Source organism: Haemophilus sp. CCUG 60358 (genome assembly GCF_001679485.1).
GTDB lineage: Bacteria > Pseudomonadota > Gammaproteobacteria > Enterobacterales > Pasteurellaceae > Haemophilus_D.
This window is the reverse complement of sequence record NZ_LZOZ01000007.1, coordinates 16,461-41,532: the sequence shown is the minus strand read 5'-3', so window position 1 is coordinate 41,532 and position 25,072 is coordinate 16,461. Positions and strand designations below refer to the sequence as shown.

The 25,072-nt window shown below is 38.0% G+C and carries 27 protein-coding genes; 17 read left to right on the top strand and 10 right to left on the bottom strand.

Translation table 11 applies throughout. The annotated features are described in order from the left end of the window. Positions 1-26: 26 nt before the first annotated feature. The 7 genes from folP (at position 27) to bioD (ending at position 5,956) form a co-directional block, all read left to right on the top strand. A complete protein-coding gene (gene folP, locus A9500_RS02460) occupies positions 27-854 on the top strand; it encodes a dihydropteroate synthase (protein ID WP_065243769.1) in 828 nt (275 codons plus the stop codon). A gap of 76 nt (positions 855-930) precedes the next feature. Beyond that, positions 931-2,265 carry a phosphoglucosamine mutase gene (gene glmM / locus A9500_RS02455; RefSeq protein ID WP_065243768.1) on the top strand — a complete coding sequence of 445 codons (1,335 nt, stop codon included), beginning with the start codon at positions 931-933 and terminating at the stop codon, positions 2,263-2,265. Between the two features lie 70 nt (positions 2,266-2,335). Further along, the gene (sixA, locus tag A9500_RS02450) at positions 2,336-2,818 is read left to right on the top strand and encodes a phosphohistidine phosphatase SixA (protein ID WP_065243767.1); all 483 of its coding nucleotides are present in this window, start codon (positions 2,336-2,338) and stop codon (positions 2,816-2,818) included. 206 nt (positions 2,819-3,024) lie between these two features. Beyond that, positions 3,025-3,930 carry a hypothetical protein gene (locus A9500_RS02445; RefSeq protein ID WP_065243766.1) on the top strand — a complete coding sequence of 302 codons (906 nt, stop codon included), beginning with the start codon at positions 3,025-3,027 and terminating at the stop codon, positions 3,928-3,930. A 306-nt stretch (positions 3,931-4,236) separates the two neighbouring features. Next, a complete protein-coding gene (locus A9500_RS02440; RefSeq protein ID WP_065243782.1) occupies positions 4,237-4,782 on the top strand; it encodes a histone in 546 nt (181 codons plus the stop codon). A 70-nt stretch (positions 4,783-4,852) separates the two neighbouring features. Next, on the top strand, positions 4,853-5,119 hold the full coding sequence (locus A9500_RS02435) for a YcgL domain-containing protein (protein WP_065243765.1): 267 nt from the start codon (positions 4,853-4,855) through the stop codon (positions 5,117-5,119). 102 nt (positions 5,120-5,221) lie between these two features. Continuing rightward, positions 5,222-5,956 carry a dethiobiotin synthase gene (gene bioD, locus A9500_RS02430; RefSeq protein WP_049366616.1) on the top strand — a complete coding sequence of 245 codons (735 nt, stop codon included), beginning with the start codon at positions 5,222-5,224 and terminating at the stop codon, positions 5,954-5,956. Positions 5,957-6,010: 54 nt separating this feature from the next. On the opposite strand, the gene can is transcribed toward bioD, so the two are convergent. After that, positions 6,011-6,703: a carbonate dehydratase gene (gene can, locus A9500_RS02425; protein ID WP_049366615.1), complete on the bottom strand. Its 693-nt coding sequence runs from the start codon at positions 6,701-6,703 to the stop codon at positions 6,011-6,013. Between the two features lie 128 nt (positions 6,704-6,831). Further along, the gene (gene asnS, locus A9500_RS02420) at positions 6,832-8,235 is read right to left on the bottom strand and encodes an asparagine--tRNA ligase (RefSeq protein ID WP_065243764.1); all 1,404 of its coding nucleotides are present in this window, start codon (positions 8,233-8,235) and stop codon (positions 6,832-6,834) included. Positions 8,236-8,375: 140 nt separating this feature from the next. Between asnS and sohB the strand changes: the two genes are divergently transcribed. After that, the gene (gene sohB / locus A9500_RS02415; RefSeq protein WP_065243763.1) at positions 8,376-9,431 is read left to right on the top strand and encodes a protease SohB; all 1,056 of its coding nucleotides are present in this window, start codon (positions 8,376-8,378) and stop codon (positions 9,429-9,431) included. Positions 9,432-9,644: 213 nt separating this feature from the next. Further along, complete coding sequence (locus A9500_RS02410) at positions 9,645-10,502, top strand: OmpA family protein (protein ID WP_065243762.1); 858 nt, start codon at positions 9,645-9,647, stop codon at positions 10,500-10,502. 64 nt (positions 10,503-10,566) lie between these two features. Here the strand turns inward: A9500_RS02410 and A9500_RS02405 are convergent, their stop codons facing one another. Next, complete coding sequence (locus tag A9500_RS02405) at positions 10,567-11,430, bottom strand: fructosamine kinase family protein (RefSeq protein ID WP_065243761.1); 864 nt, start codon at positions 11,428-11,430, stop codon at positions 10,567-10,569. A 200-nt stretch (positions 11,431-11,630) separates the two neighbouring features. On the opposite strand from A9500_RS02405, the gene pheS reads away from it, so the two are divergent. The 4 genes from pheS (at position 11,631) to A9500_RS02385 (ending at position 15,932) form a co-directional block, all read left to right on the top strand. After that, complete coding sequence (gene pheS, locus A9500_RS02400; protein ID WP_065243760.1) at positions 11,631-12,620, top strand: phenylalanine--tRNA ligase subunit alpha; 990 nt, start codon at positions 11,631-11,633, stop codon at positions 12,618-12,620. 75 nt (positions 12,621-12,695) lie between these two features. Beyond that, positions 12,696-15,086 carry a phenylalanine--tRNA ligase subunit beta gene (gene pheT, locus A9500_RS02395; protein WP_065243759.1) on the top strand — a complete coding sequence of 797 codons (2,391 nt, stop codon included), beginning with the start codon at positions 12,696-12,698 and terminating at the stop codon, positions 15,084-15,086. Between the two features lie 13 nt (positions 15,087-15,099). Then, entirely contained in the window at positions 15,100-15,399 is a 300-nt protein-coding gene (locus A9500_RS02390) for an integration host factor subunit alpha (RefSeq protein ID WP_005697518.1), read from the top strand. Between the two features lie 47 nt (positions 15,400-15,446). Beyond that, the gene (locus A9500_RS02385; protein WP_065243758.1) at positions 15,447-15,932 is read left to right on the top strand and encodes a C40 family peptidase; all 486 of its coding nucleotides are present in this window, start codon (positions 15,447-15,449) and stop codon (positions 15,930-15,932) included. Positions 15,933-15,974: 42 nt separating this feature from the next. Here A9500_RS02385 and metF read toward each other — a convergent pair whose 3' ends face one another. Beyond that, the gene (gene metF, locus A9500_RS02380; protein WP_049366608.1) at positions 15,975-16,865 is read right to left on the bottom strand and encodes a methylenetetrahydrofolate reductase; all 891 of its coding nucleotides are present in this window, start codon (positions 16,863-16,865) and stop codon (positions 15,975-15,977) included. Between the two features lie 329 nt (positions 16,866-17,194). Here metF and rplM point away from each other — a divergent pair, with 329 nt between their 5' ends. The 4 genes from rplM (at position 17,195) to A9500_RS02360 (ending at position 19,346) form a co-directional block, all read left to right on the top strand. After that, positions 17,195-17,623 carry a 50S ribosomal protein L13 gene (rplM, locus tag A9500_RS02375; RefSeq protein WP_005628896.1) on the top strand — a complete coding sequence of 143 codons (429 nt, stop codon included), beginning with the start codon at positions 17,195-17,197 and terminating at the stop codon, positions 17,621-17,623. Positions 17,624-17,639: 16 nt separating this feature from the next. Beyond that, on the top strand, positions 17,640-18,032 hold the full coding sequence (rpsI, locus tag A9500_RS02370; protein WP_005696173.1) for a 30S ribosomal protein S9: 393 nt from the start codon (positions 17,640-17,642) through the stop codon (positions 18,030-18,032). A gap of 229 nt (positions 18,033-18,261) precedes the next feature. After that, positions 18,262-18,900 (top strand): stringent starvation protein SspA, encoded by a 639-nt coding sequence (sspA, locus tag A9500_RS02365; protein WP_065243757.1) that lies wholly within the window; start codon positions 18,262-18,264, stop codon positions 18,898-18,900. Further along, positions 18,900-19,346, top strand: coding sequence for a ClpXP protease specificity-enhancing factor (locus tag A9500_RS02360; protein ID WP_049366607.1), 447 nt, complete (start codon positions 18,900-18,902; stop codon positions 19,344-19,346). Before sspA ends, A9500_RS02360 begins: the two co-directional genes overlap by 1 nt. A 49-nt stretch (positions 19,347-19,395) precedes the next feature. Here A9500_RS02360 and trpA read toward each other — a convergent pair whose 3' ends face one another. From trpA to A9500_RS02330, 6 genes are read right to left on the bottom strand one after another with little or no spacing between them, the layout of a single operon-like run. Beyond that, positions 19,396-20,202, bottom strand: a complete 807-nt coding sequence (trpA, locus tag A9500_RS02355) for a tryptophan synthase subunit alpha (RefSeq protein ID WP_065243756.1) — start codon at positions 20,200-20,202, stop codon at positions 19,396-19,398. After that, positions 20,202-21,398: a tryptophan synthase subunit beta gene (gene trpB / locus A9500_RS02350; RefSeq protein WP_065243755.1), complete on the bottom strand. Its 1,197-nt coding sequence runs from the start codon at positions 21,396-21,398 to the stop codon at positions 20,202-20,204. The genes trpA and trpB overlap by 1 nt, the downstream gene beginning before the upstream one ends. Positions 21,399-21,410: 12 nt before the next feature. Next, a complete protein-coding gene (locus A9500_RS02345; protein ID WP_065243754.1) occupies positions 21,411-22,169 on the bottom strand; it encodes an SDR family oxidoreductase in 759 nt (252 codons plus the stop codon). Between the two features lie 23 nt (positions 22,170-22,192). Then, positions 22,193-23,629, bottom strand: coding sequence for a bifunctional indole-3-glycerol-phosphate synthase TrpC/phosphoribosylanthranilate isomerase TrpF (gene trpCF / locus A9500_RS02340; RefSeq protein ID WP_065243753.1), 1,437 nt, complete (start codon positions 23,627-23,629; stop codon positions 22,193-22,195). A gap of 41 nt (positions 23,630-23,670) precedes the next feature. Continuing rightward, positions 23,671-24,672, bottom strand: coding sequence for an anthranilate phosphoribosyltransferase (gene trpD, locus A9500_RS02335; protein WP_065243752.1), 1,002 nt, complete (start codon positions 24,670-24,672; stop codon positions 23,671-23,673). An 11-nt stretch (positions 24,673-24,683) separates the two neighbouring features. Continuing rightward, entirely contained in the window at positions 24,684-25,070 is a 387-nt protein-coding gene (locus A9500_RS02330) for a tautomerase family protein (protein WP_005629316.1), read from the bottom strand. Between the last annotated feature and the right edge of the window lie 2 nt (positions 25,071-25,072).

Sequence of the window (25,072 nt, the reverse complement as noted above, 5' to 3'; positions counted from 1 at the left end):
TTTGATTTAAAAATTGACCGCACTTTATGAAACTTTATGCTAATAACAAATGTCTAGATTTATCATTCCCTCAAATTATGGGGATTTTGAATTTCACACCTGATTCGTTTTCTGATAGCGGGCAGTTTTTCAGTCTAGACAAGGCATTATTTCAAGTTGAAAAAATGCTGAAAGAAGGTGCAACGATTATTGATATCGGAGGTGAATCGACTCGTCCGATGGCAGATGAAGTGTCTGAAGCTGAAGAATTGCAACGAGTGGTACCTTTAGTTGAAGCGGTAAAAAAGCGTTTTGATTGTTGGATTTCAGTTGATACTTCTAAAGCTGTGGTAATGCAAGAAGCGGCGAAGGTCGGCATGGATTTAATCAATGATATTCGTGCTCTACGTGAACCTGGCGCACTCGAAATAGCAGGACAGTTGAATTTACCCACTTGTATTATGCACATGCAAGGACAACCTCGTACAATGCAAACTAATCCACATTACGATGATGTGGTTCAAGATGTTTATCAGTTTTTAACTGATAGAACTCAAGCTTGTTTAACAGCAGGCATTGCCAAAGAAAATATTATTTGGGATATGGGGTTTGGTTTTGGTAAAACAGTACAGCATAACTACAAGCTTTTACAACAGTTGGCTCACTTCTGTGAAAGCGGATATCCTGTTTTAGCAGGGCTTTCACGTAAATCGATGATTGGTGCTGTATTAGATAAGCCCGTGACTGAACGTGTTGTAGGAAGTGTAGCTGGGGCATTAATTGCGGCTCAAAATGGTGCGACAATTTTGCGTGTACATGATGTAGCTGCAACGGCAGATGCCTTGAAGGTATGGCAGGCAACGCAACAAGCGTAAAAAACTAACAGATTTTATATGTTGTAGAACTAATGATTTCTGCAACATCATTATTCAAATTTAATAAGGAATAAACATGGCAAATCGTAAATATTTTGGTACTGATGGTGTACGTGGAAAAGTAGGTACATATCCAATCACACCTGATTTCGCATTGAAATTAGGTTGGGCAGCAGGTAAGGTTTTAGCCTCTCAAGGTTCTCGTACGGTATTAATTGGGAAAGATACTCGTATTTCTGGTTATATGTTGGAGTCAGCACTTGAAGCCGGCTTAGCAGCAGCGGGCTTAACTGCTGCATTTACCGGTCCAATGCCAACACCTGCCGTGGCGTATTTAACCCGCACTTTCCGTTTAGAAGCGGGAATTGTCATTTCGGCATCACATAACCCTTATTATGATAACGGGATTAAATTCTTCTCTTCACAAGGCACAAAATTACCAGATGATATTGAAGAAGCGATTGAAACCATGCTTGATCAGCCAATGGATTGTGTGGAGTCTGCTGATTTAGGTAAAGCAAGCCGTATCAGTGATGCCGCAGGACGTTATATTGAATTTTGTAAAAGCACTTTCCCTGCTCATTTAGGTTTAGATGGTTATAAAATTGTGGTAGATTGCGCAAATGGTGCGACCTATCATATTGCGCCAAATGTATTACGTGAGTTAGGTGCGGAAGTGATTGAAATTGGTACTGATCCAAACGGAATCAATATCAATGAAAAATGTGGTGCAACCGATGTAAAAGCGTTACAGGAAAAAGTGCTTGAAACTAAAGCAGATGTTGGTCTCGCTTATGATGGTGATGGTGACCGTATTATGATGGTGGATCACTTAGGTAATAAAGTAGATGGTGACCAAATCCTTTTCATTATTGCTCGTGAAGCTTTACGTTCAGGTCAGCTAAAAGGTGGCGTAGTAGGCACATTAATGAGTAATATGAGCTTAGAGATTGCGTTAAAAATGTTAGGTGTACCTTTTGTGCGAGCTAACGTTGGCGACCGTTATGTGCTAGAAAAAATGGTAGAACATAACTGGACGTTAGGTGGAGAAAACTCAGGTCATATCATTATTGCTGATAAAAACACGACAGGTGATGGTATTATTGCCTCATTAGCCGTATTAAGTGCAATGGTTCAATACCGTTTATCTTTAAACGAGCTTGCAAGTGCGGTGAAATTATTCCCTCAAGTATTGATTAACGTTCGTTTTGCTGGTGGTGATAATCCATTAGAAAGTGAAACGGTAAAAGCGGTAGCTACAGATGTGGAAAAACGTTTAGAAGGCAAAGGTCGAATTTTACTGCGTAAGTCTGGTACTGAGCCTCTTATTCGCGTCATGGTCGAATGTGAAGACGGTGTACTTGCAAAACAATGTGCAGAAGAAATTGCAGAAGCAGTGAAAGCAAATTAATTGAGTGGGGGCTTGCCCCCATTTTTAATCCATAAAATTTATTTTTTATTATTTTTAGGAAAGCCAATACATGAAAATTTTTATTATGCGTCATGGAGAAGCAGAAGTTATTGCTTCATCAGATGAGTCGAGACATTTAAACGACTACGGACGCAAACAATCAATATCACAAGGTCAATGGCTTAAAACCCATCTAAATTCAACCGCACTTTCAGTTCAGAAAGTGATTGTCAGTCCTTATGTAAGAGCACAAGAAACGTTTGAGCTTGTAAATTTAGCCTTAGGTAACACGCTTAATGATATTGAAATTTGGAGTGGGATTACACCTTACGGTAATGCTACATTGGTAGCTGATTATCTATCTGTCTTGCAAGAAGAAGGTATTGAAAGTGTTTTACTCGTTTCTCATTTACCTTTAGTAGGCAGTATTGTTTCAGAGCTTTATGGTAAGCGAAATCCAATTAGTTTTTATCCTTCAACGATAGTTCAAATTGACTGGAATGATGAAAAAGGCACCATTGAAGCTTTCCATTATCCCAAAGAAAATGGTTAAAGTTGATTGAAGATAATATGAAAATAAAGTTTGATGTGATTTACTTTTTTGAACTATAACTATAGTTGACTCCAAAAGTCGCTAAATAACAAATACCTAGAAATATGTATTTCTGGGTGTTTTTCTAAAATTTTTTTGATAGACTAAAAGTGAGCTATAACTGAATAGCTTAAATTAGCCATTATAATGATACAAGGAGAGTAGTTATGAAAAATAACATTGAAGATAAAGTAACTGAAGTAAAAGATACGACAGTGAATGCAGCAACACAAGTTAAAGATGCATTATTTGCAGCGGCTAACTACATTAAAGATGCAGTGACACATAAAGCGTCTGAGGCAAAAGAAGTGGTCGAAGACAAAGCTACTGAAGTGAAAGATGTAACTGAAGATAAAGTATCTGAAGTAAGAAAAGCAGTTTCTGAAGCAAAAGAAGCAATCGATGATAAAGCTACTGAAATGAAAAAAGCAATCGATGACAAATTTTTTGAAGTAAAAAGAGCCCTCGAAGATAAAGCATCAGAAGTGAAAAAAGCAGTTTCAGAAGCTACAGATGAAGCGGCAGATAAAGCAGCAGAGCTAAAAGATGCAGCTGAAGACAAAGTTGCTGAAGTGAAAGATGTGGCTGAAGACAAAGTATCAGAAGCAAAAGAAGCAGTTTCTGAAGCAAAAGATACACTTGTAGACAAAGTAGTTAAATTAAAAGATACAGTTGCAGATAAAGTTGCAGAAGTAAAAAATGCAGTTTTTGAAGCAAAAGATGAAGCAGCAGATAAAGCAGCTGAGTTAAAAGATGAAGCTGAAGATAAAGCATCAGAAGCAAAAAATGCGGTGGAAGATAAAGCATCAGAAGTGAAAAAATCAGTTTCAGAAGCAAAAGATGAAGCTGCAGATAAAGCATCTGAGCTAAAAGATGCAGCTGAAGATAAAGCTGTAAAAGCAAAAGAAGCTGTCGAAGATAAAGTTGCTGAAGTAAAAGATTCGCTTTCAGAGGCAAAAGATGTAATGTCTTCTAAAGTTGAAGCTGCAAAAGATGCTGTGTGCTCTAAAGCAGAGGAAGTAAAAAATGTAGATTCTGAAACAAAAGATCAATCTGCAGCAGTAAAAAAGTAACTGAAAAGCAAAAGCAATGGTTAAGGATTATTCAAATTAACTGAGTTGGGTTGTTCAAAAAAGACACAAAAAAGTAATTTTTTATCTTTACAAAAATAAAATTTTTATAATGAACTTTTTTACAAGTCTTTTAAAATCATATGGCTATAGTTGTTTTAGAGGGATATTATAAAAAAACTATATCTTTAGAAATGTAAATTTTTTTGGAAGATGTTTTATTTTAAGTTTTTTTTACGTAAACTAGCTCACACAAAGCAGATAGCTTTGGATTGATTCTTAATTATAAAATGGAGAATGACAATGAAAATGAAAAAATCAGTATTAGCCGTATTAGTATTAGGTGCATCTTTAGCCGTAACAGGTTGTTTCGATAAACAAGAAACAGCTCAAAAAGTTGAAGCAGCAAAAGATGCAACAGCAAATGCAGCAACACAAATTAAAGATGCAGCAAAAGAAGTTGCAACTGATGTTAAAAATGCGGCAATTGACGCAAAAGATTCAGCTGCAAATAAAATGGCTGAAACAAAAGAAGCAGTAGCTGATAAAGCTTCTGAAATGAAAGATGCTGCTGCAAATAAAATGGCTGAGGCAAAAGATGCAGTGTCTTCTAAAATGGAAGAAGTAAAAAATGCAGCTTCTGAAGCAAAAGATGCAGCAGTAGATAAAGCAGTTGAAATGAAAGATGCTGCAGCAAATAAAATGGCTGAAGCAAAAGATGCGATGTCTTCTAAAATGGAAGCAGTAAAAAACTCAGCTTCAGAAACAAAAGATGCGGCAGCTGATAAAGCGGCTAAAGCAAAAGATGCAGCGGCAGATAAAGCAGCTGAAGTAAAAGAAGCTGTGACTAAATAATTAAACTTTCGTAAAATAAAAACCTATCAGAGATTATCTGGTAGGTTTTTTCTTTTTGGAGCAATATGAAATGTTATGTGCAATTTATAAAAGTAAACGTAAACCAGGCTGCTATCTTTATATTTCCAAACGAGATGATTTTTCAGCTGTACCAGATATATTAATGCAGAGTTTTGGCAAGCCTCAGTTTCTTATGCCTTTCAATTTGAAGGGGAGTAAGTCGCTTGTTCATTCAGATAAAGATGAGATTATGGAGAAAATTACTCAGCAGGGATTTTACCTTCAGATACCAAAACAGGATGATGGGTTATTTAATAGTTTGAGTGAGATCAAATAACCTTATTATTTTTTCGTAAAAATCTTCAAATCTTGCTTTACCTCAATATTTTCTTCAAAAAACTCATTTAAAATTCACCGCACTTTTAAAAGGAGAATGAAAATGAGTAGTTTCTTTGTGGCAGGTACAGATACCGACGTGGGCAAGACCACCGCCTGCCGTGCCATTATTCAGGCATTACAAGCAAAGGGCGTGCGAATTGTGGGTTATAAGCCGATTGCTTGTAGCTGTGAAGAGGGGATTTATCCTGTCGAAAATCAGTCTAATGAATCCCAAACAGATTATGATGCTGAAAATAATTCAGACGTGTTAGCTTTAATGGATGCAACGAATGAGTCCGTATCTTATCAAGAAGTAAATAGCTATACTTTTGCTCATTCCTTGCCGATGCTGACTCGAGATAAATCACGCATTAAATTAAGCAAGATTAATCAAGCCTTAACGATATTAGTTCAAAAATATCAATCTGTTGTCGTGGAAGGTTCATTTGGGTTACTCACACCAATGGCAGAAGGTAAGAGTTTTGCTGATTGGGTTGTTGAGCATAAAATGCCAGTTGTGTTGGTTGTAGGTATTAAAGAAGGCTGTATTAATCATGCATTGCTGACAGCTCAAGTGATTAAACAGCTTGGTGTTCCTTTATTAGGCTGGATTGCAAATCGAATTAATCCTTGTTTAGGGCATTATAAAGAGGTGGTAGATATTTTAGAGGCTCAGATTGATGCGCCTTTGCTAGGTAAGATCCCTTATATTCATAAACCAGAATCCCAAGAGCTAGGACATTATTTAACGAATATTGATCGTTTGATGTATATGCAAACAGAGTTAGTTAAATAGTAAGTTTGAAATAAAAAGTGCGGTTAAATTTCATTAGATTTAACCGCACTTTTTTTATTCTTCGTTTTCTGGAAGTTCTTTTTTCAGGATATCTTCTTCTGCGAGGCTAGATAGGCGAGCAATCGCATTACGGTAAGATATTTCAAGAGTTTCCCGACTGGTTGCAATAACACCTTGATCTACTAAGAATCCATCATTTACATCATATACCCAGCCATGTAGGGAGAGTTTTTGTCCACGTTCCCAAGCGCTTTTTACGATAGATGTGCGTCCTAGGTTATAAACTTGCTCTGCAACATTTAATTTAGTGAGCATATCTGAACGTTTTTCTGCTGAAAGATTGCCTAATAGATGCCCGTGTTTAAACCAAATATCACGAATATGGAGCAACCAGTTATTGATTAACCCTAGATCGTGATCTTGCATCGCTGCTTTAATACCACCACAATTTGTATGACCGCAAATAATAATATGTTCAATTTTGAGTACATCAACGGCATATTGTACAACTGAAAGGCAGTTAAAATCCGTATGAATAACTTGGTTAGCAACATTACGATGAACAAATAATTCGCCCGGTTCAAGATTTGTGAGTTTTTCAGCAGGAACACGGCTATCAGAGCAGCCAATCCAAAGATAATGAGGTGTTTGGTGATCGGCAAGTTCTTTAAAATAAGTGGAATTTTCTTCTTTCATTCTTTGCGCCCAGCTATAGTTGTTTGCAAAGAGTTGTTTAATTTTGTCCATTTCTACTTTCCTTAATATGATGTATTTGAAAGATTGATTCAAACACAATAAATAAAATAGGGGATAAATTTATCCCCTAAAATGATGACCGCACTTTAAAGAAAGTGCGGTCAATTTAAACAATATTTTTAGAAATTTGCATTTCTTGGTGCACGAGGGAATGGAATCACATCGCGAATATTTTGTACGCCAGTTACATAAACAATTAAGCGTTCAAAACCAAGACCGAAACCTGAATGTGGTACAGTACCATATTTACGAAGATCACGATACCACCAGTAATCTTCAGGATTTAGGCCCATTTCTTCCATACGTTTATCTAATACGTCTAAACGTTCTTCACGTTGTGAACCACCGATAATTTCACCAATTCCAGGTGCGAGAACATCCATTGCCGCTACAGTTTTGCCATCGTCATTTAAACGCATATAGAAGGCTTTGATATCTTTCGGATAGTTTTTCACGACAACAGGTGATTTGAAATATTCTTCTGCTAAGAAACGTTCATGTTCAGAAGATAAATCGATCCCCCAAGAAACAGGGAATTCGAATTTCTTACCTGATTTTAATAACACGTCGATCGCATCGGTATAGTCGATTTGAGCAAAATCAGAGTTTACAAAGTTTTCTAAACGAGTAATAACATCTTTATCTACATGTTTTTCAAAGAATTTCAAGTCATCTTTACGTTCAGCAAGCACGGCGCGGAAAACGTATTTCAACATGTCTTCTGCTAATTTCGCATTATCAGCAAGTGTTGCAAATGCAACTTCAGGTTCAACCATCCAGAATTCTGCAAGGTGACGAGTTGTATTTGAATTTTCAGCACGAAATGTTGGACCGAAAGTATAGATTTTGCTTAATGCACACGCGTAAGTCTCACCGTTTAATTGGCCAGAAACCGTTAAAAATGATTCTTTCCCGAAGAAGTCTTGGCTGAAATCGACTTTACCATCTTCACCACGAGGAAGGTTTTCTAAATCAAGGGTTGAAACACGGAACATTTCACCCGCACCTTCAGTGTCTGAAGCGGTAATTAATGGGGTAGCGACCCAGTAAAAACCTTGTTCATGGAAGAAACGATGAATTGCTTGTGCTAAGCAGTGACGAACACGCGCCACAGCACCGATAATATTGGTACGTGGACGTAAGTGTGCCACTTCACGTAAGTACTCAATTGAGTGACGTTTTGCAGCCATTGGATAAGTATCAGGATCTTCTACAAACCCTGTCACTTCTACTTTTTCAGCTTGAAGTTCAACAGCTTGACCTTCAGCAGGTGACTCAACAATGGTACCTGTTACGATCACAGAGCACCCCGTTGTTAAGCGCAATACTTCACTTTCATAATTTTCAATATCGTTATTAACGATGACTTGAACAGGATTAAAGCAAGAGCCGTCATAAACAGCGAGGAAAGAAAGACCAGCTTTAGAATCACGACGGGTACGAACCCAGCCGCGTACGGTAACTTTTTCGCCAATAGCGATTTTACCTTGTAACACATCAACAATAGATGCAACTTTAGACATATAAACCTCTGTAATTCATTATAAATTAGGCAATAAAACCGTGTTAGTTTACCTTAAATCGCAAAATTTTCCATAAAAAGTTAGTGTAAATCAGGCTTGCACAGTAAAATAATGCCTTCACTTTATTTTAGGAGAAAACTATGTGGTCTGATATTTTGATCGGCTATGGCATTTTTATTTTGGAGATTTTAACGATTTTGCTTGTGATTGTTGCTATTGTAGCAATGATTATTTCGGCAAAACAGCGTAATGCAACACATCATGGTGAGTTGGTCGTGACAGATCTTTCAGAAGAATTTAAGGAAACAGTAAAGCACTTACGCGATTTCCAGCTTTCAGAAGAAGAACTTAAACAAGCAGAAAAAGCGGAGAAAAAAGCGAAAAAGCAAGAAGCAAAGGCGTTAAAAGCGAAATTAAAAAATGGTGAGAAAGAAACACCTAAACCTTGTGTTTATGTGCTCGATTTTAAAGGTGATATTTCGGCATCAGAAACAACCGCACTTCGAGAGGAAATTTCGGCAATTATTAATGTAGCAAAAGTTGATGATGAGGTCTTACTACGCCTAGAAAGCCCAGGTGGTGTTGTTCATGGTTATGGCTTAGCTGCTTCACAGTTAGCTCGTTTAAAACAAAAAGGGATTAAATTAACTGTTGCAGTAGATAAGGTCGCTGCAAGTGGTGGGTATATGATGGCTTGTGTGGCAGATAAAATTGTTTCCGCACCTTTTGCGATTATAGGTTCTATTGGTGTGGTTGCGCAAATTCCGAATATTCATCGTTTATTAAAAAAACATGATGTCGATGTTGATGTGATGACAGCCGGAGAATTTAAACGCACCGTTACAGTATTAGGTGAAAATACTGAAAAAGGAAAACAGAAATTCCAAGCCGAACTTGAAGAAACCCATCAATTATTTAAGCAATTTGTGGCTCAAAATCGACCGCACTTAGATGTGGATAAAGTCGCAACTGGTGAGCATTGGTTCGGTCAGCAAGCGCTAGAGCTTCAGCTAGTTGATGAGTTAGCAACCAGTGATGATATTATTCTTGAAAAAATGAAAGATAAGTCTGTGATCTCAGTGAAATATAAAGTGAAAAAGCCACTTTTACAAAAAATAGGTAAGCAAGCTGAAGAGAGTATCGAGGGAATTATCCATCGAAATTTAACAAAAAATGGGCAGAATTTTATTCAATAAGAAAAAAATTTACTTATTTGACAACTCTTTACACAACTTTACAAAAAAGTTCCATAAAAAATCATTTTTTAATGTTTTTTTATTTACAAGTTAAAGAATTATGACTACCATACGTCATGAAACTTTTTATAGTTTTATTTGTAAAATTTATAAAGTTTAGTTGTGTAGGTTCTTCTTGCAAGGATTGCACCTTAACAGTAAAAAGGTAAAGAAATGAAATTATCTCGTATTTTATTATCTGCAGTAGCAGTAGCGACAGTTGCTGCTTGTGGTAACTTAAGCAAAGTTACAGAAGCTGGTACTCCAGAATATAAAGAAGTTGATGGTCAACAAGTACCACAACTCGTATGGCCTAAGATTGATAAAGCTGGTTTCAACCATGATGGTAGCCAATTTGGTTCATGGCCAAACTGGGATAACGTTCGTATGATCGAACGTGGTATGAACAAAGACCAATTATATAACCTAATCGGTCGTCCACACTTCTCTGAAGGTTTATATGGTGTTGAAGAGTGGGATTATGTGTTCAACTATCGTGAAAATGGTGTTCACAAAATTTGTCAATACAAAGTATTATTTGACAAAAACCACAATGCTCAAAGCTTCTTCTGGTATCCAAATGGTTGTAACGGCAACTCAGCATTTACTTTAAGTGGTGACTTCTTATTCGACTTCGATAAAGATACTTTAACTCCACATGGTAAAGAAGTTGTTGATAACGTTGCAGCACAATTAAAAGAAACTGGTGCTAAAGAAGTTAAAGTTGCAGGTTACACTGACCGTTTAGGTTCTGATGCTTACAACTTAGATCTTTCTCAACGTCGTGCAAACCGTGTTAAAGCTCGTTTAATTGAAGATGGTGTAACATCTGAAATTACAGCTGTTGGTTACGGTAAAGTGCCACAAGTTAAAGCTTGTAACGGTTATAAACACGCAAGTAAAGCTGAGAAAGACTGTTTACGTCCAAACCGTCGTGTAGAAATCACTGCTTCTGGTTCTGTATTAAAATTACAAGAAGGTGGTCAAACTAACGGTGGAACTCAAGGTCCAGCACCTCTTTATCAAAAATAATTAGATAGAGAAGACAAAAAGAGCGTAATAAAAATTACGCTCTTTTTTATTTTATGTTAAGAAATTATTCAAGTAAAAGTTCTTCAATCAATTTAGTGGTTAAGTTGATATAACTTCCATTAAAACGATGGCTGAAATTGAGTAAATAATAGAGCTGGTAAAGGTGTTTTCTTTCTTCAAAACCTTCTTTATCAAGCGGGAAAGTGCGGTCATAAATTTCATAGAATTCAGGCGAGAAAGGTTGGAATAGTTCACTGAATGCTAAATCACATTCTCTATCCCCCCAGTAGCAAGCAGGGTCATAAGTAAAGGTTTGGTTACCTACAACAGCAGTATTTTCAATCCATAAGTTACCATGTAACAAAGAGGGCTTCGGATTATGTTTTGCAAGCTTTTGTTTTACTTTCTCAGTTATTAAATCAAGATCGCCAAAATCCAATCCTTTATCTTTGCAAAGCTGTAATTGCCATCCAATGCGTTGTTCTGCAAAGAATTTCGCCCAGATCCCATTCCATTTGTTAGGTTGATACTCAGGACCAAGCCAAGTATCAAAATCTAAACCATAGTTTTTAGTACCGGATACTTGATGAAGTTTTGCTAATTCTTCGCCAAAATGTGCGGTGGCATCAGTTTGTTGAGTAATAGTAAGCGCTTCTAACAATAAGAAACTATGATTTTGAGAACAGCCTACTCCATACACTTGTGGAAGTCTGATTGTATTGGTTTTGTCTAGTAGGTTTAATTGATCAGCCTCAGCACGAAACATTGAACGATAAGACCGTTCATTCACTTTAACAAAGACGGGTTGGATTCCATCCGTAATAAGCCAAGTTTCATTTACTTCGCCTCCTGGTACTTTGTTTTTTTCTTTGATGTTATAGTAAGCACCAAATTGATCAGCTAAGACTTGAGAAATTGATTTCCACATAATACGCCTCCTAGACATGCTCGATTCATCCTCATTCTATCCAAAATGTTAAAAATTACTGTGATATATCTCAAAAAATAGCAAAAATCTTTGTCATTTTTCATCTGAAACATCAATTCACTAATAAACGCGTGATTTTTTAATGAGTTAGTATTATCATTAAGTGTATTTTTAGTTAGAAAAGATAATCAGGGGAAACTATGCAACATCTGAAAGATCTTGTTGAGAAAGCAAAATCAGCGATTGAACAAATCGAAAATAAAAGTTTAGCCACATTAGATGAAATTCGTGTGGAATATTTTGGTAAAAAAGGGCATTTCACCCAACTTATGCAGGAATTGCGTAATGTTGCGGTAGAAGAGCGTCCAGCAATGGGAGCTAAAATCAATGAGGCCAAACAAGCGGCATTAGATTTTTTAAATGCTAAAAAAGCAGAGTGGGAACAAGCCGAACTCAATGCAAAATTAGAAAAAGAACGTATTGATGTAAGCCTTCCTGGTCGTAAAACAGAAACGGGTGGTTTACACCCAGTGACCATTACCATCAATCGCGTAACAAAATTCTTTTCAGAGTTAGGTTTTTCTGTGGAAACCGGTCCCGAAATTGAAAGTGATTATTATAATTTCGATGCATTAAATATCCCTAAACATCACCCAGCACGTGCTGATCATGATACTTTTTGGTTTAATCCTGAATTATTACTCCGTACACAAACCTCAGGTGTGCAAATTCGTACCATGGAAAAAATGCAACCGCCTATTCGTATTATGGCACCTGGTCGTGTATATCGTAACGACTACGATCAAACACACACACCAATGTTCCATCAAATTGAATTGCTTTATGTAGATAAAAAAGCAAACTTTACCGAGTTAAAAGGCTTATTACACGATTTCTTACGTGCATTTTTTGAAGAGGATTTACAAGTTCGTTTCCGTCCTTCTTATTTCCCATTTACCGAGCCTTCAGCAGAAGTCGATGTAATGGGTAAAAATGGTAAATGGTTAGAAGTATTAGGTTGTGGTATGGTGCATCCTAATGTGTTACGTAACGTAGGTATTGATCCAAATGAATATTCTGGATTTGCAGTAGGTATGGGGGTTGAGCGTTTAACCATGTTACGCTACAACGTCACAGATTTACGTTCATTCTTTGAAAACGACTTACGTTTTTTAAAACAATTTAAGTAATTAACCGTTGGGTTAAATTGACGATAATGATTAATTTAGAACGTAACACGTTCATCAATAAAGGATACAGAGATAATGAAATTTAGCGAAAATTGGGTGAGAGAATGGGTTAATCCATCAATTTCAACAGAGCAGTTATGTGATCAAATCACGATGCTTGGTTTAGAAGTTGATGGTGTTGAAAAAGTAGCTGGCGACTTTACAGGTGTTGTTGTGGGTGAAGTTGTTGAATGTGCGCAACACCCAGATGCAGACAAATTACGTGTCACTAAAGTAAATGTTGGTGGCGACCGTTTATTAGATATCGTTTGTGGTGCACCAAATTGCCGTCAAGGTTTAAAAGTAGCATGTGCAACTGAAGGCGCTGTATTACCTGGTGATTTTAAAATTAAGAAGACTAAATTACGTGGTCAACCTTCAGAAGGGATGCTTTGCTCATTCTCTGAATTAGGCATTGATGTGGATGCAGATGGTATTATTGAATTACCGTTAGATGCACCAGTAGGCACAAATCTACGTGAATATTTAGATTTAGATGATAAAGCCATTGAAATTAGTTTAACGCCAAACCGTGCAGATTGTTTAAGCATTGCAGGTGTTGCACGTGAAGTTGGCGTGGTTAATAAACAAGTTGTTAATCAACCGCACTTTGATGCTGTACCAGCAATGATTTCAGATAAAGTTCAAATTGAATTAAACGCGACAGAAGCATGTCCACGTTATTTATTGCGCGTGGTGAAAAATGTGAATGTTAAAGCGCAATCACCAATTTGGTTACAAGAAAAATTACGTCGTTGCGGTATTCGTTCTATCGATCCAATTGTAGATATTACCAACTATGTTTTACTTGAATTAGGTCAACCAATGCATGCTTTTGATGCATCAAAAGTGTCTCAACCTGTTCAAGTACGTTTAGCCAATAACGGTGAAGAACTTGTTTTATTAGATGGTACAACCGCAAAATTACAACCGAATACTTTAGTGATTGCAGATCAAACTGGTCCATTAGCAATGGCAGGTATCTTTGGTGGTCAAGCTAGTGGTGTTGATGCTGAAACAACAAAAGATGTGATTTTAGAGGCTGCATTCTTTGCACCATTAGCGATTGCGGGACGTGCAAGACAATACGGTTTACACACCGATTCTTCACATCGCTTTGAACGTGGTGTTGATTTTACGCTACAACGTCACGCAATGGAAAGAGCAACAGCATTGTTACTTGACATTTGTGGTGGCGAAGCAGGTGAAATTTGTGAAGTCGTGAGCGAGCAATATTTACCAAAAGTCAATGAAGTCACTTTACGTCGTGAAAAATTAGATAGCTTATTAGGTCATCATATTGAAACTGAAACCGTGACCGAGATTTTTGAGCGTTTAGGTTTTGCCGTGAAATATACTAATGATGTTTGGACCGTGACCTCAGCAAGCTGGCGTTTTGATATTGAAATCGAAGAAGATCTCATTGAAGAAGTAGCACGTATTTATGGCTATAACAGCATTCCAAATAATGCACCATTAGCACATCTTCGTATGCGTGAACATAAAGAGTCTGATTTAGATTTAAGCCGAATTAAGACCGCACTTGTTGACGCAGATTATCAAGAGGCGATTACTTATAGCTTCGTTGATCCAAAAGTACAAACTTTACTTCATCCAGAAATTGAAGCACTTGTATTACCAAATCCAATTTCAGTTGAAATGTCAGCAATGCGCGTTTCATTGTTAAGTGGATTACTCGGTGCAGTACTATACAACCAAAATCGTCAACAAAACCGTGTGCGTTTATTTGAAACGGGATTACGTTTTGTTCCTGATGCCAATGCAGAATTTGGTGTGCGCCAAGAATTTGTTCTTGCAGGTGTGATTACCGGTACAGCAAAATCAGAATGTTGGACAGGTAAAGCAGAAACGGTTGATTTCTTTGACCTTAAAGGTGATTTAGAAAGTATTCTTTCTCTCACAGAAGTAGGTAGTCGTGTTAAATTTGTGGCAAAAGCACACAGTGCATTGCACCCAGGGCAATCTGCTTCAATTGAATTAGATGGAAAAGAAATTGGTTTTATTGGAACTATTCATCCACTTATCGCTCAAAAACTAGGATTAAATGGCAAAGCAGTTGTTTTTGAAATTTTATGGGATGCCATTGCAAATCGTCGAGTGGTTCAAGCTAAAGATATTTCAAAATTCCCAGCAAACCGTCGTGACTTAGCTTTAGTCGTTGCTGATAATGTGCCAGCAGGCGATATTATCGAAGCATGTAAGCAAGCTGGCGGAGAAAAATTAACACAAGTCAATTTATTCGACGTATATCAAGGCATTGGCGTTGCTAGCGGACATAAAAGCTTAGCAATCAGTTTAACCATTCAAGATAATGAAAAAACGCTTGAAGATGATGAGATTAATGCGGTAATCTCTGCTGTATTAAACGAAGTTAAACAACGCTTTAATGCGGAGCTTAGAGACTAAACAGGAGACTAACATGGCAACGATTACAAAAATTGATATTACTGAATACTTATTAGATAAGTATCAATTACAAAAAGCTGAAGCTAAAGCATTAGTGGAAGACTTTTTTGAGGAAATTCGTTTATCGTTAGAATCTGGTGGTGAAGTGAAATTATCAGGTTTTGGTAATTTTGAACTTCGTAATAAAGCTTCCCGTCCAGGGCGTAATCCAAAAACAGGTGAAAGCATTCCTGTTTCTGCTCGCCGAGTAGTGGCATTCAAGCCAGGGCAAAAATTACGTGCTCGTGTGGAAAACACCAAGCCAAAACAATAGTAAGAAAAGTGCGGTCGTTTTTGACCGCACTTTTGTCAGGATTGAACATGAATAAGATTAAATGTGCTTTTTTAGTCGCAGGAAGTTTTTTACTTTTTGCTTGTTCAAGTAGTGTTCGTGAAGATTATGCAATGAACTATAAAGGTCAGATTGGTGATCCTATTATGGCCATTGCCATGTTAAGTGAACAACAATATGAATGGGCGGGTACACCATATGTTTTAGGTGGGCAATCTCGTGGTGGTATCGATTGTTCGGGTTTTGTGCAACAGACCTTTATTGATCGTTTTAATATCAATCTTCCTCGAACTACGAAAGATCAAGCGGGTTACGGAAAACTTGTTCGTAAAGAAGATATCCAAACAGGCGATTTAATTTTCTTTAAAACGGGACGCGGACCAAATGGTTATCATGTTGGGATTTATGTGAAAGAAGATAAATTTTTACACGCTTCAACCAAAGGTGGTGTGATTTATTCTTCGATGAATAGCCCTTATTGGAAAAAAGCTTTTTGGCAAGTGAGACGAGTATAGTGGAAATAAAAAAGTGCGGTTAATTTTAACCGCACTTTTCTTTTATGGATTTGCTGTAGGGCGAATGCCTAATGTATGACAAATCGCATACGTGAGTTCGCTACGATTTAACGTGTAGAAGTGGAAGTCATTCACACCTTCACGAGAAAGGATTTTTACCATATCCATTGCCACACTCGCCGCGACGAGATTGCGAGTAGTAGGATCATCATCTAATCCTTCATATGCTTTAGCCAACCATGCTGGAATTTTTACATTCGTAAATGATGCCATTTTTTGCAGTTGTTTGAAATTAGTAACAGGCAGAATACCTGGAACAATTTCAGCCTCAATACCAATGGATGCACAGCGATCACGGAAGCGAAGATAACTGTCAATATCAAAGAAGAATTGAGTAATGACATGATTCGCACCTGCATCAATTTTACGCTTCAAATTGATTAAATCTGCTTGTGCCGATTTTGCTTCAGGGTGAACTTCAGGGTATGCCGCAACTGAAATATCAAAATCAGCCACGGAGCGGAGTAGTTCAACTAAGTCAGCCGCATAGAATGGTTTCTTCGCATAACCTTTTGGTTCATCACCACGTAATGCGACGATGTGACGAATTCCGCTATCCCAATAATCTTTTGCAATTTCTTTTAATTCTTCAGGTGTCGCATCAATACCTGTTAAATGTGGTGCAGCTTCTATGCCTGTTTCTGCTTTAATGGCTTTCACGATGCTATGCGTACGATCACGTTCGCCGGAGTTTGCACCATAGGTGACGGAAACAAATTTAGGATTTAATACTTTTAAGCGATGGATGGAATCCCAAAGCATGCTTTCCATTTTTTCATTTTTAGGCGGAAAGAATTCAAAGGAGACATTAATTTTTTTGTTAGTATCAGCAAGATGTTGATTTAATGTGTTAATTTCGTTTGCGTAGCTCATAGCATGCCTTCTTACGTTTTTTATTAGAATACACTTATCATAAGATAAGAACTAATATGCGTCAATTTCAATGATTTCATCAAAATAATGAATGAAATTAATGATTGTTTATTGTGCGTTGTATTTTAAAAGAAAATCAATTTATTTGCACAAAAAGTTAGCATTTTTTCTAAAAATAGGTATAATGTGCCGACCCTGTAAATGCACGGATTCCCACCGTGCATTATTTTATCGAGATCACACTCGAAGGGGTGGAGATTAAGATTAATGGTTGTGTTTCAAACAATATGGAACACTGGGTATCAAACTTATATTTTGGTAATTAATTAATGAAAACTTTTGTAGCAAAACCGGAAACAGTAAAACGTGACTGGTATGTGGTAGATGCGACAGGTAAAACTTTAGGTCGTTTAGCTACTGAATTAGCACGCCGTCTTCGTGGTAAACACAAGGCTGAGTACACTCCACACGTAGATACTGGTGATTACATCATCGTTATCAACGCAGACAAAGTGGCAGTAACTGGTCGTAAAGAAACAGATAAACTTTACTACTGGCACACTGGCTATGTAGGTGGTATCAAACAAGCGACTTTCAAAGAAATGATCGCTCGCCGTCCTGAAGCGGTGATTGAAATTGCGGTTAAAGGTATGTTGCCAAAAGGTCCATTAGGCCGTGCAATGTTCCGTAAATTAAAAGTGTATGCAGGTGCAGAACACCAACACGCAGCACAACAACCACAAGTATTAGACATTTAATCACGAGGTTTAGGAAATGGCAGAGAATCAAAACTACGGCACTGGTCGCCGCAAAAGCTCTTCAGCTCGTGTATTTATCAAACCGGGCAGTGGTAAAATCACTATCAACCAACGTGAATTAGACGTATATTTCGGTCGCGAAACAGCTCGTATGATCGTACGTCAACCGTTAGAATTAGTGGAATTAACTGATAAATTAGACCTATACATCACTGTTAAAGGTGGTGGTATTTCTGGTCAAGCGGGTGCAATCCGTCACGGTATCACTCGTGCATTGATGGAATATGATGAGACTTTACGTCCTGCTCTTCGTGCAGCTGGCTTCGTTACTCGTGACGCACGTCGCGTTGAACGTAAAAAAGTTGGTTTACACAAAGCACGTCGTCGTCCACAATACTCCAAACGTTAATTTTTTATTATCGTTTCAAGAAAGCAGAGAGCAATCTCTGCTTTTTTTATGTCTGTAAAAAATAAATTACTTAAAAATCACCGTTTTTTGATTTTTCATTGATTACTTATAATCAATTGATTTTAAAGGAAAAATAAGAAATTGTTAGCAATTTGCCTGTCGGTTATGTTAAAATAACCGCCCATTTTAGTAGAAGTATATAAGTTAGTTTGGATCTTCGGAGGAATAAATGTCCAATGCATCAAGTAAACGTTCAGTAATGACTCTTTTTTCAAATAAAAATGACATTTACTGCCATCAGGTAAAAATTGTTTTAGCTGAAAAAGGTGTTGCTTACGAAAACGAAGAAGTTGATCTGCAAGCATTATCAGAAGATTTAATGGAATTAAATCCTTATGGCACATTACCAACCTTGGTGGATCGTGATTTAGTGTTATTCAGCTCACGCATCATTATGGAATATCTTGATGAGCGTTTTCCACATCCTCCACTTATGCCAGTTTATCCGGTTTCTCGTGCGAAAAGCCGTCTTTTAATGTTACGTATCGAACAAGATTGGTATCCAACATTAGAAATTGCTGAAAAAGGCACGGAAGTTGAGCGTGAAGAAGCATTAAAACAGTTGAAAGAAGAATTGCTAGCCGTATCCGTTGTCTTCCAACAAACCCCTTATTTTATGAGTGAAGAGTTTGGCTTAGTCGATTGCTACGTTGCACCATTATTATGGAAATTACGCAATATGGGTGTTGAATTTAGCGGTACAGGAAGCAAAGCAATCAAAGGCTATATGGATCGTGTATTTAGCCGTGATTCATTCTTACAATCTGTAGGTGAGGCTGCACCTAAAAATTTAATGGATGATAAATAATGACCCACACACCTTCTCCAAAGCGCCCTTATTTACTAAGAGCCTATTATGATTGGCTAGTGGATAACGATTTCACCCCATATTTAGTGGTGGATGCTAATTATTATGGTACCAATGTACCTGTAGAATACGTGAAAGATGGGCAAATCGTCTTAAATCTTTCTGCGGGAGCAACCGGGAATTTGCAATTAACGAATGATTTTATTCAGTTTAATGCACGTTTCAAAGGTGTGGCTCGTGAGTTATATATTCCGATGGGTGCCGCTTTAGCTATTTATGCACGTGAAAATGGTGATGGCGTGATGTTTGAGCCAGAAGAAATTTACGATGAACTCAATCGTGAGCCGACATCAGAACAGCCATTAAGCTTTGCAGAAGCGGTAGATAAACCTAAAGCTGAAAAGAAACCACAGAAATCAGCATCTCATTTACGAATTGTGGATTAATAAAAGAAAAACAAAAGTGCGGTTAATTTTAACCGCACTTTTTTATTTATTATTTGGTTGCAGTTTTCATATTGCGAACAAACTCGGCAAGTTCAGATAAGCATTGAGCCTGATTATTTAAGTTTCGCTCAATGATTTTTACTGTCGCGGATCCTGAAATTGCGCCTGCTGCACCAAGCTGAAGGGCTTCTTTCACTTGAGCAGGTTGAGCAATACCAAAACCTTGTAGAATTGGTGGCGCCTTATGGGCTTTAAGTTGTTCTACAAGTGTATCTAAGTTTGCAGCATGAGCTTGATTCTCTGCACTTGTTACACCAGCACGAGAAACTAAATAGGTATAGCCTTCGCTGTTTTCAGCAACACCTTGTACCGTTTTGGCATCAGCATTTGGTGGGCAAATAAAGACAGGTTGAATGCCATGCTTTTTAGCAGCTTGAACATAGTCTTCTTTTGCCAATAGTGGAATATCTGCCACTAAAACCGCATCTACGCCGACTTCTGCACAACGTTGATAGAAATTATCTAATCCTTTCGCAAAAATTAAATTCGCACAAAGGAGTAAGCTAATCGGAATTTCTGGATATTTTAACCGCACTTTAGCGAGTAATTTAAAGCTGTCTTTAGTGCTATGGCCAGCATTGAGTGCACGGTTATTAGCTGCCTGGATAACGGGACCGTCTAATAGTGGATCAGAAAATGGAAAACCTAATTCCAACGCATCTGCGCCATTTTCGACTAACGTGCAAATAATCTCAAAAGAGCGATCAAATGTTGGATCGCATAATGTCACGAAAGGTACAAAAGCCCCTTCTTTTTTCGCTGCAAGTTCTGCAAATTTAGTTTCAAAACGGCTCATTATTGCATTCCTTTTTCTTTTAAAACTTTATCAACGGTGAAAATATCTTTATCACCACGACCAGAAAGATTCACCACTAAAATTTGTTCTTTATTTGGTTCTTGATGAATCATTTTTAACGCATGCGCTAATGCGTGGGAGCTTTCCAATGCAGGAATAATTCCTTCATGTTTTGCTAATGCTTGGAAAGCATTTAAGGCTTCATCATCAGTGATACTTGGGTATTCTGCACGACCAATGCTTTGTAAGTAAGCATGTTGCGGACCTACAGAAGGGAAGTCTAATCCCGCAGAAATAGAGTAGGATTCTTCTACTTGGCCATCTTCAGTTTGCATTAAAGGTGATTTCATGCCGAAATAAATACCGACTCTTGCATGGCCTAATGGTGCACCATGTTCACCACTTTCGATGCCATGACCTGCAGGTTCCACACCGATTAAGCGTACGCCTTTTTCATCAATAAAATCAGTAAACATACCAATCGCATTGGAACCACCACCAACTGCCGCGATGACAGCATCCGGTAGGCGCCCTTCTTTTTCTAAGATTTGACGTTTGGTTTCTTCACCAATCATTTTTTGGAATTCACGTACAATGGTTGGGAATGGATGAGGGCCTGCCGCTGTACCCAATAAATAATGGGTATTTTCATAATTAGCTGACCAATCACGCATGGCTTCACAACACGCATCTTTTAATGAGCAAGAACCTTTTTGTACAGGAATTACTTCTGCCCCCATCAAACGCATACGGAAGACGTTTGGTGATTGGCGTTCCACGTCTTTAGCCCCCATGTAAACACGGCAAGGCATATCTAACATTGCACAAGCAAGAGCTGTCGCAACACCATGTTGGCCCGCACCGGTTTCGGCGATAATGCGTGTTTTACCCATGCGTTTTGCCAATAAAATTTGACCTAATACTTGGTTGGTTTTATGGGCACCACCGTGAAGTAAATCTTCACGTTTTAAATAAATTTTTGCTTTTGTCCCTTTGGTTAAATTACGACAAAGGGTAAGAGCGGTCGGTCTGCCTGCATAATTTTTAAGTAAATCTTGAAATTCACGTTGGAATTCAGGATCGTCTTTTGCTTCAACAAAGGCTTTTTCTAGCTGTTGTAGTACCGGTACGAGAATCTCCGGTACGTACATTCCACCAAATTCACCAAAATAAGGATTTAAAAGGGTTTCTGACATAATATTTCCTTGTTATTTTTGAATTCTTGCGACATTAAGTGGTGCAAAGGTTTGTGCAGTAGGCATCACTTCAATGCGATTAATATTGACATGTTCAGGTTGTTGATTGAGCCATAGAACAATATTAGCAATATCTTGTGGACTGACATATTCTACATTTTCATAGAGTTTTTTAGCTCGGGCATCATCACCTTTAAAGCGGACATTCGAAAATTCAGTTCCACCACAAAGACCGGGCTCAACATTGGACACGCGAATTTGTGTACCAGCAAGATCGGCTCGAAGATTTAAACTAAATTGTTTAATAAAAGCTTTAGTGCCACCGTATACGTTGCCACCTGGGTAAGGATAAGTACCTGCAATTGAGCCTAAATTAATAATATGACCTGAATTGCGTTCAACCATTTGTGGTAATACAAGACGAGTGATGGTGACGAGTCCTTTAATATTGGTATCAATCATTTGCATCCAATCGTCTAAACTCGCTTTATCTGCACTTTCTAAGCCTAATCCTAAACCTGCATTATTCACCAATAAATCAATGGGTTGCCAATTAGCGGGAAGGGAATGGAAAGCATCTTCTGTTGCTTGGCGATCTGAAATATCAAAGGCAAGAAAGTGGAAGTTTTCACCTAATTCTTGCTGTAATTGTTCTAAACGAGCTACACGACGCCCCGTGCCAATTACACGATAGCCATTTTCAATGAGTGTGCGACAAATAGCCGCACCAAATCCGGCAGTTGCGCCGGTTACTAACGCTGTTCTTTGCATAATGCTTCCCCTTAGCAATCAGATTAATTTGACAAAATCGTCTTAAAAACTGACCGCACTTTTTCACTATCTTTTACGCCAGCGGCAGTTTCTACACCAGAATTGAGATCAACCCCTAGGCAACCTTGCTTAATAGCTTGTTCAATATTGTCGGGTGAAATGCCACCAGCCAAAATAATTTTGTGTTTCAAGTTTTCAGGAATGAGTGACCAATTAAAGGTTTTTCCTGTGCCACCCTGTTGATTAGCAGATTGGCTATCGAAAATATAGCGTGCGATATTTAAATCATCCGTAAAATCAACCGCACTTTCTGCCTCAGTATCGACTGAAATGGCTTTCCAAATTTGAGTTTCCTCAGGCAGTTGGTGACGAAGTGCGGTAATAAATTCAGCAGTTTCTGAACCGTGTAGCTGAACAGCATAAAGCTGCAATTGTTTAGCGATTTTTACAATAAAATCAATCTCTTGATTCTGGAATACGCCAACAAAACGAAGTGGTGATGCTGTCACTAATTCTTGGGCTTGACGTAGGCTCACACAGCGTTTTGAATGTTCGACGAAAATTAAACCACCGTATAATGCCCCGTTTGCGTAAACCTCTTTGACATCTTGCGTGCGAGTTAAACCGCATACTTTATTTTCGCCAAAAATAACTTCACGTACCGCATTATTTAAATCTGCACTACCCATTAGGCTGCTGCCGATTAAAAAGCCATGTGCCACTTTTTGCAAATCACGAATTTGACTGTGATTATAAATCCCTGATTCGCTGATAATACGTGCATCAGCGGGGATACGATCGGCATATTTTTGTGTAAGTTCTACTACGCGGTTTAAATCAACAGTGAGATCGTGAAGATTACGATTGTTAACTCCGATAATTTTTGCACCTAATGCAAGGGCACGCTCAAACTCTTCTTCGTTGCTGGTTTCCGTCAATACGCCCATGCCAAGAGAATGCGCCAGATCAGCCAGTATGCGATAGGTTTCATCATTCACCACTGAAAGCATCAATAAAATAGCATCAGCTTGATAGTGGCGCGCGAGATAAACCTGATATTCGCTGATCATAAAATCTTTGCACAATACAGGTTGTGAGACAACGTCACGTACTTGCGGCAAATAGTCAAATTTACCTTGGAAGTATTTCTCATCCGTTAGCACTGAAACAGCTGATGCGTAATGCTTATACACATTGGCGATTTCATCTAAATTAAATTCATTACGAATTAATCCTTTAGAAGGGGACGCTTTCTTACATTCCAAAATATAAGCGGGCTTTTGATGTGTGCCTTTAGCCAACGCATCATAGAAAGAGCGGTCAGATTTTTGAATGTTTTCTTTAAATTGTGAAAGCGGAAATTCAGCTTCCTTTGCTTTAACCCATTGTGCTTTGTCTAAGACGATTTTTTGCAGTACCGTCGCAGAGTCAATTGGTTTGGTGAAATCTTGCATGATCATAATATTTCTTCTTATTGTGGCTTATCAAATCAGCCTTTATCTTAATATCTTGTTAAATGTTGTAATGTATAAAACGCTTTGCCTGATGCAAGATGAGCCAATACATTTTGAACATTTTGTTTTAAGTCATCATGACCAAATAATTTCAACAATAATGCCACATTCGCCGCTACCGCATTAGCGTGTTCAGCTTTACCTTTACCTTGCAAAAGTGCGGTCAGATATTGGGCATTTTCTTGCGGTTCGCCACCACGTAAACTTTCTAAAGATTGTGTTTTTAAACCAAAATCTTCAGGTGTTAAGGTGAAGTAGTCAATTTTGCCGTTTTTAATTTCAGCCACTTGAGTTTCACCGTGTACAGCGACTTCATCAAGACCTGCACCATGCACAACAAAAGTATGTTGATGACCTAATGCAACAGCAGTTTCTGCATAGGTTTTTACTAATTCAGGGGCATACACGCCAAGCAAATGATAAGTTGGGCGAGCTGGATTGATTAATGGACCTAAAATATTAAAAAGCGTACGTGTTTTTAATGCCGCACGAACAGGGGCAACATGTTTAAACCCACTGTGATATTGTTGAGCAAATAAGAAACATACCCCAATATCATCAAGTGCTTGACGAGCTTGTTCTGGCGTGACGTTGACATTCACCCCGAGAGCAGTTAATACATCACTGGCACCTGATTTACTTGATACGCTACGGTTACCGTGTTTGGCTACTTTGGTTCCCATAGAGGCTGCAACAATAGCACTCGCCGTAGAAATATTAATCGTGTTTTGACCATCACCACCAGTACCTACAATATCCGCAAAAGGGTAGTCAGGGCGAGGGAATGATTTGGCATTTTGCAAGGAGGCCGATACCGCACCACTTAATTCATCGATAGTAGCTCCACGTACTTTTAACGCAATCAGCATGGCAGCGATTTGTTCGTTATTCAGTTCGCCTTGCATAATAGCGTTAAAAATGACCGCACTCTCTTCTTTATTAAGTGTTTTTCCGTTGTAAAGTTGTTCTAATAATTGAGCCGTTTGCATAATATCATCCCTTATACGTAAATATCGTAATCTAAATCGCGCGCTTCATCGCCAGTCATGCCACGGAAGCCCCAGCAGTGCGCAGGTTGTTCTTTAATCGTAATTTCAACGTTGTGAGATTTAATACCAATTTTGTATTCGAGTTCGCTGAAGAGCATTTTGATTAAACGTTTTTTTGTACCTTCCATACGACCTTGCATGAGGTTAATCTCAATAACAGTATAATCATCATTACGATCGATAGGATAAAGAAAATCTTCTTTATCTAAACATAAGAAACGAATCGCATGCTTTCCACGAGGAATGTCTAAACCAAGGTTTAAACAGTTATAAATTACTTCTGCAATATCTTGACGACGAGGCGCAAGCACTTCTTTTAATCCATATACGGTAATCATTT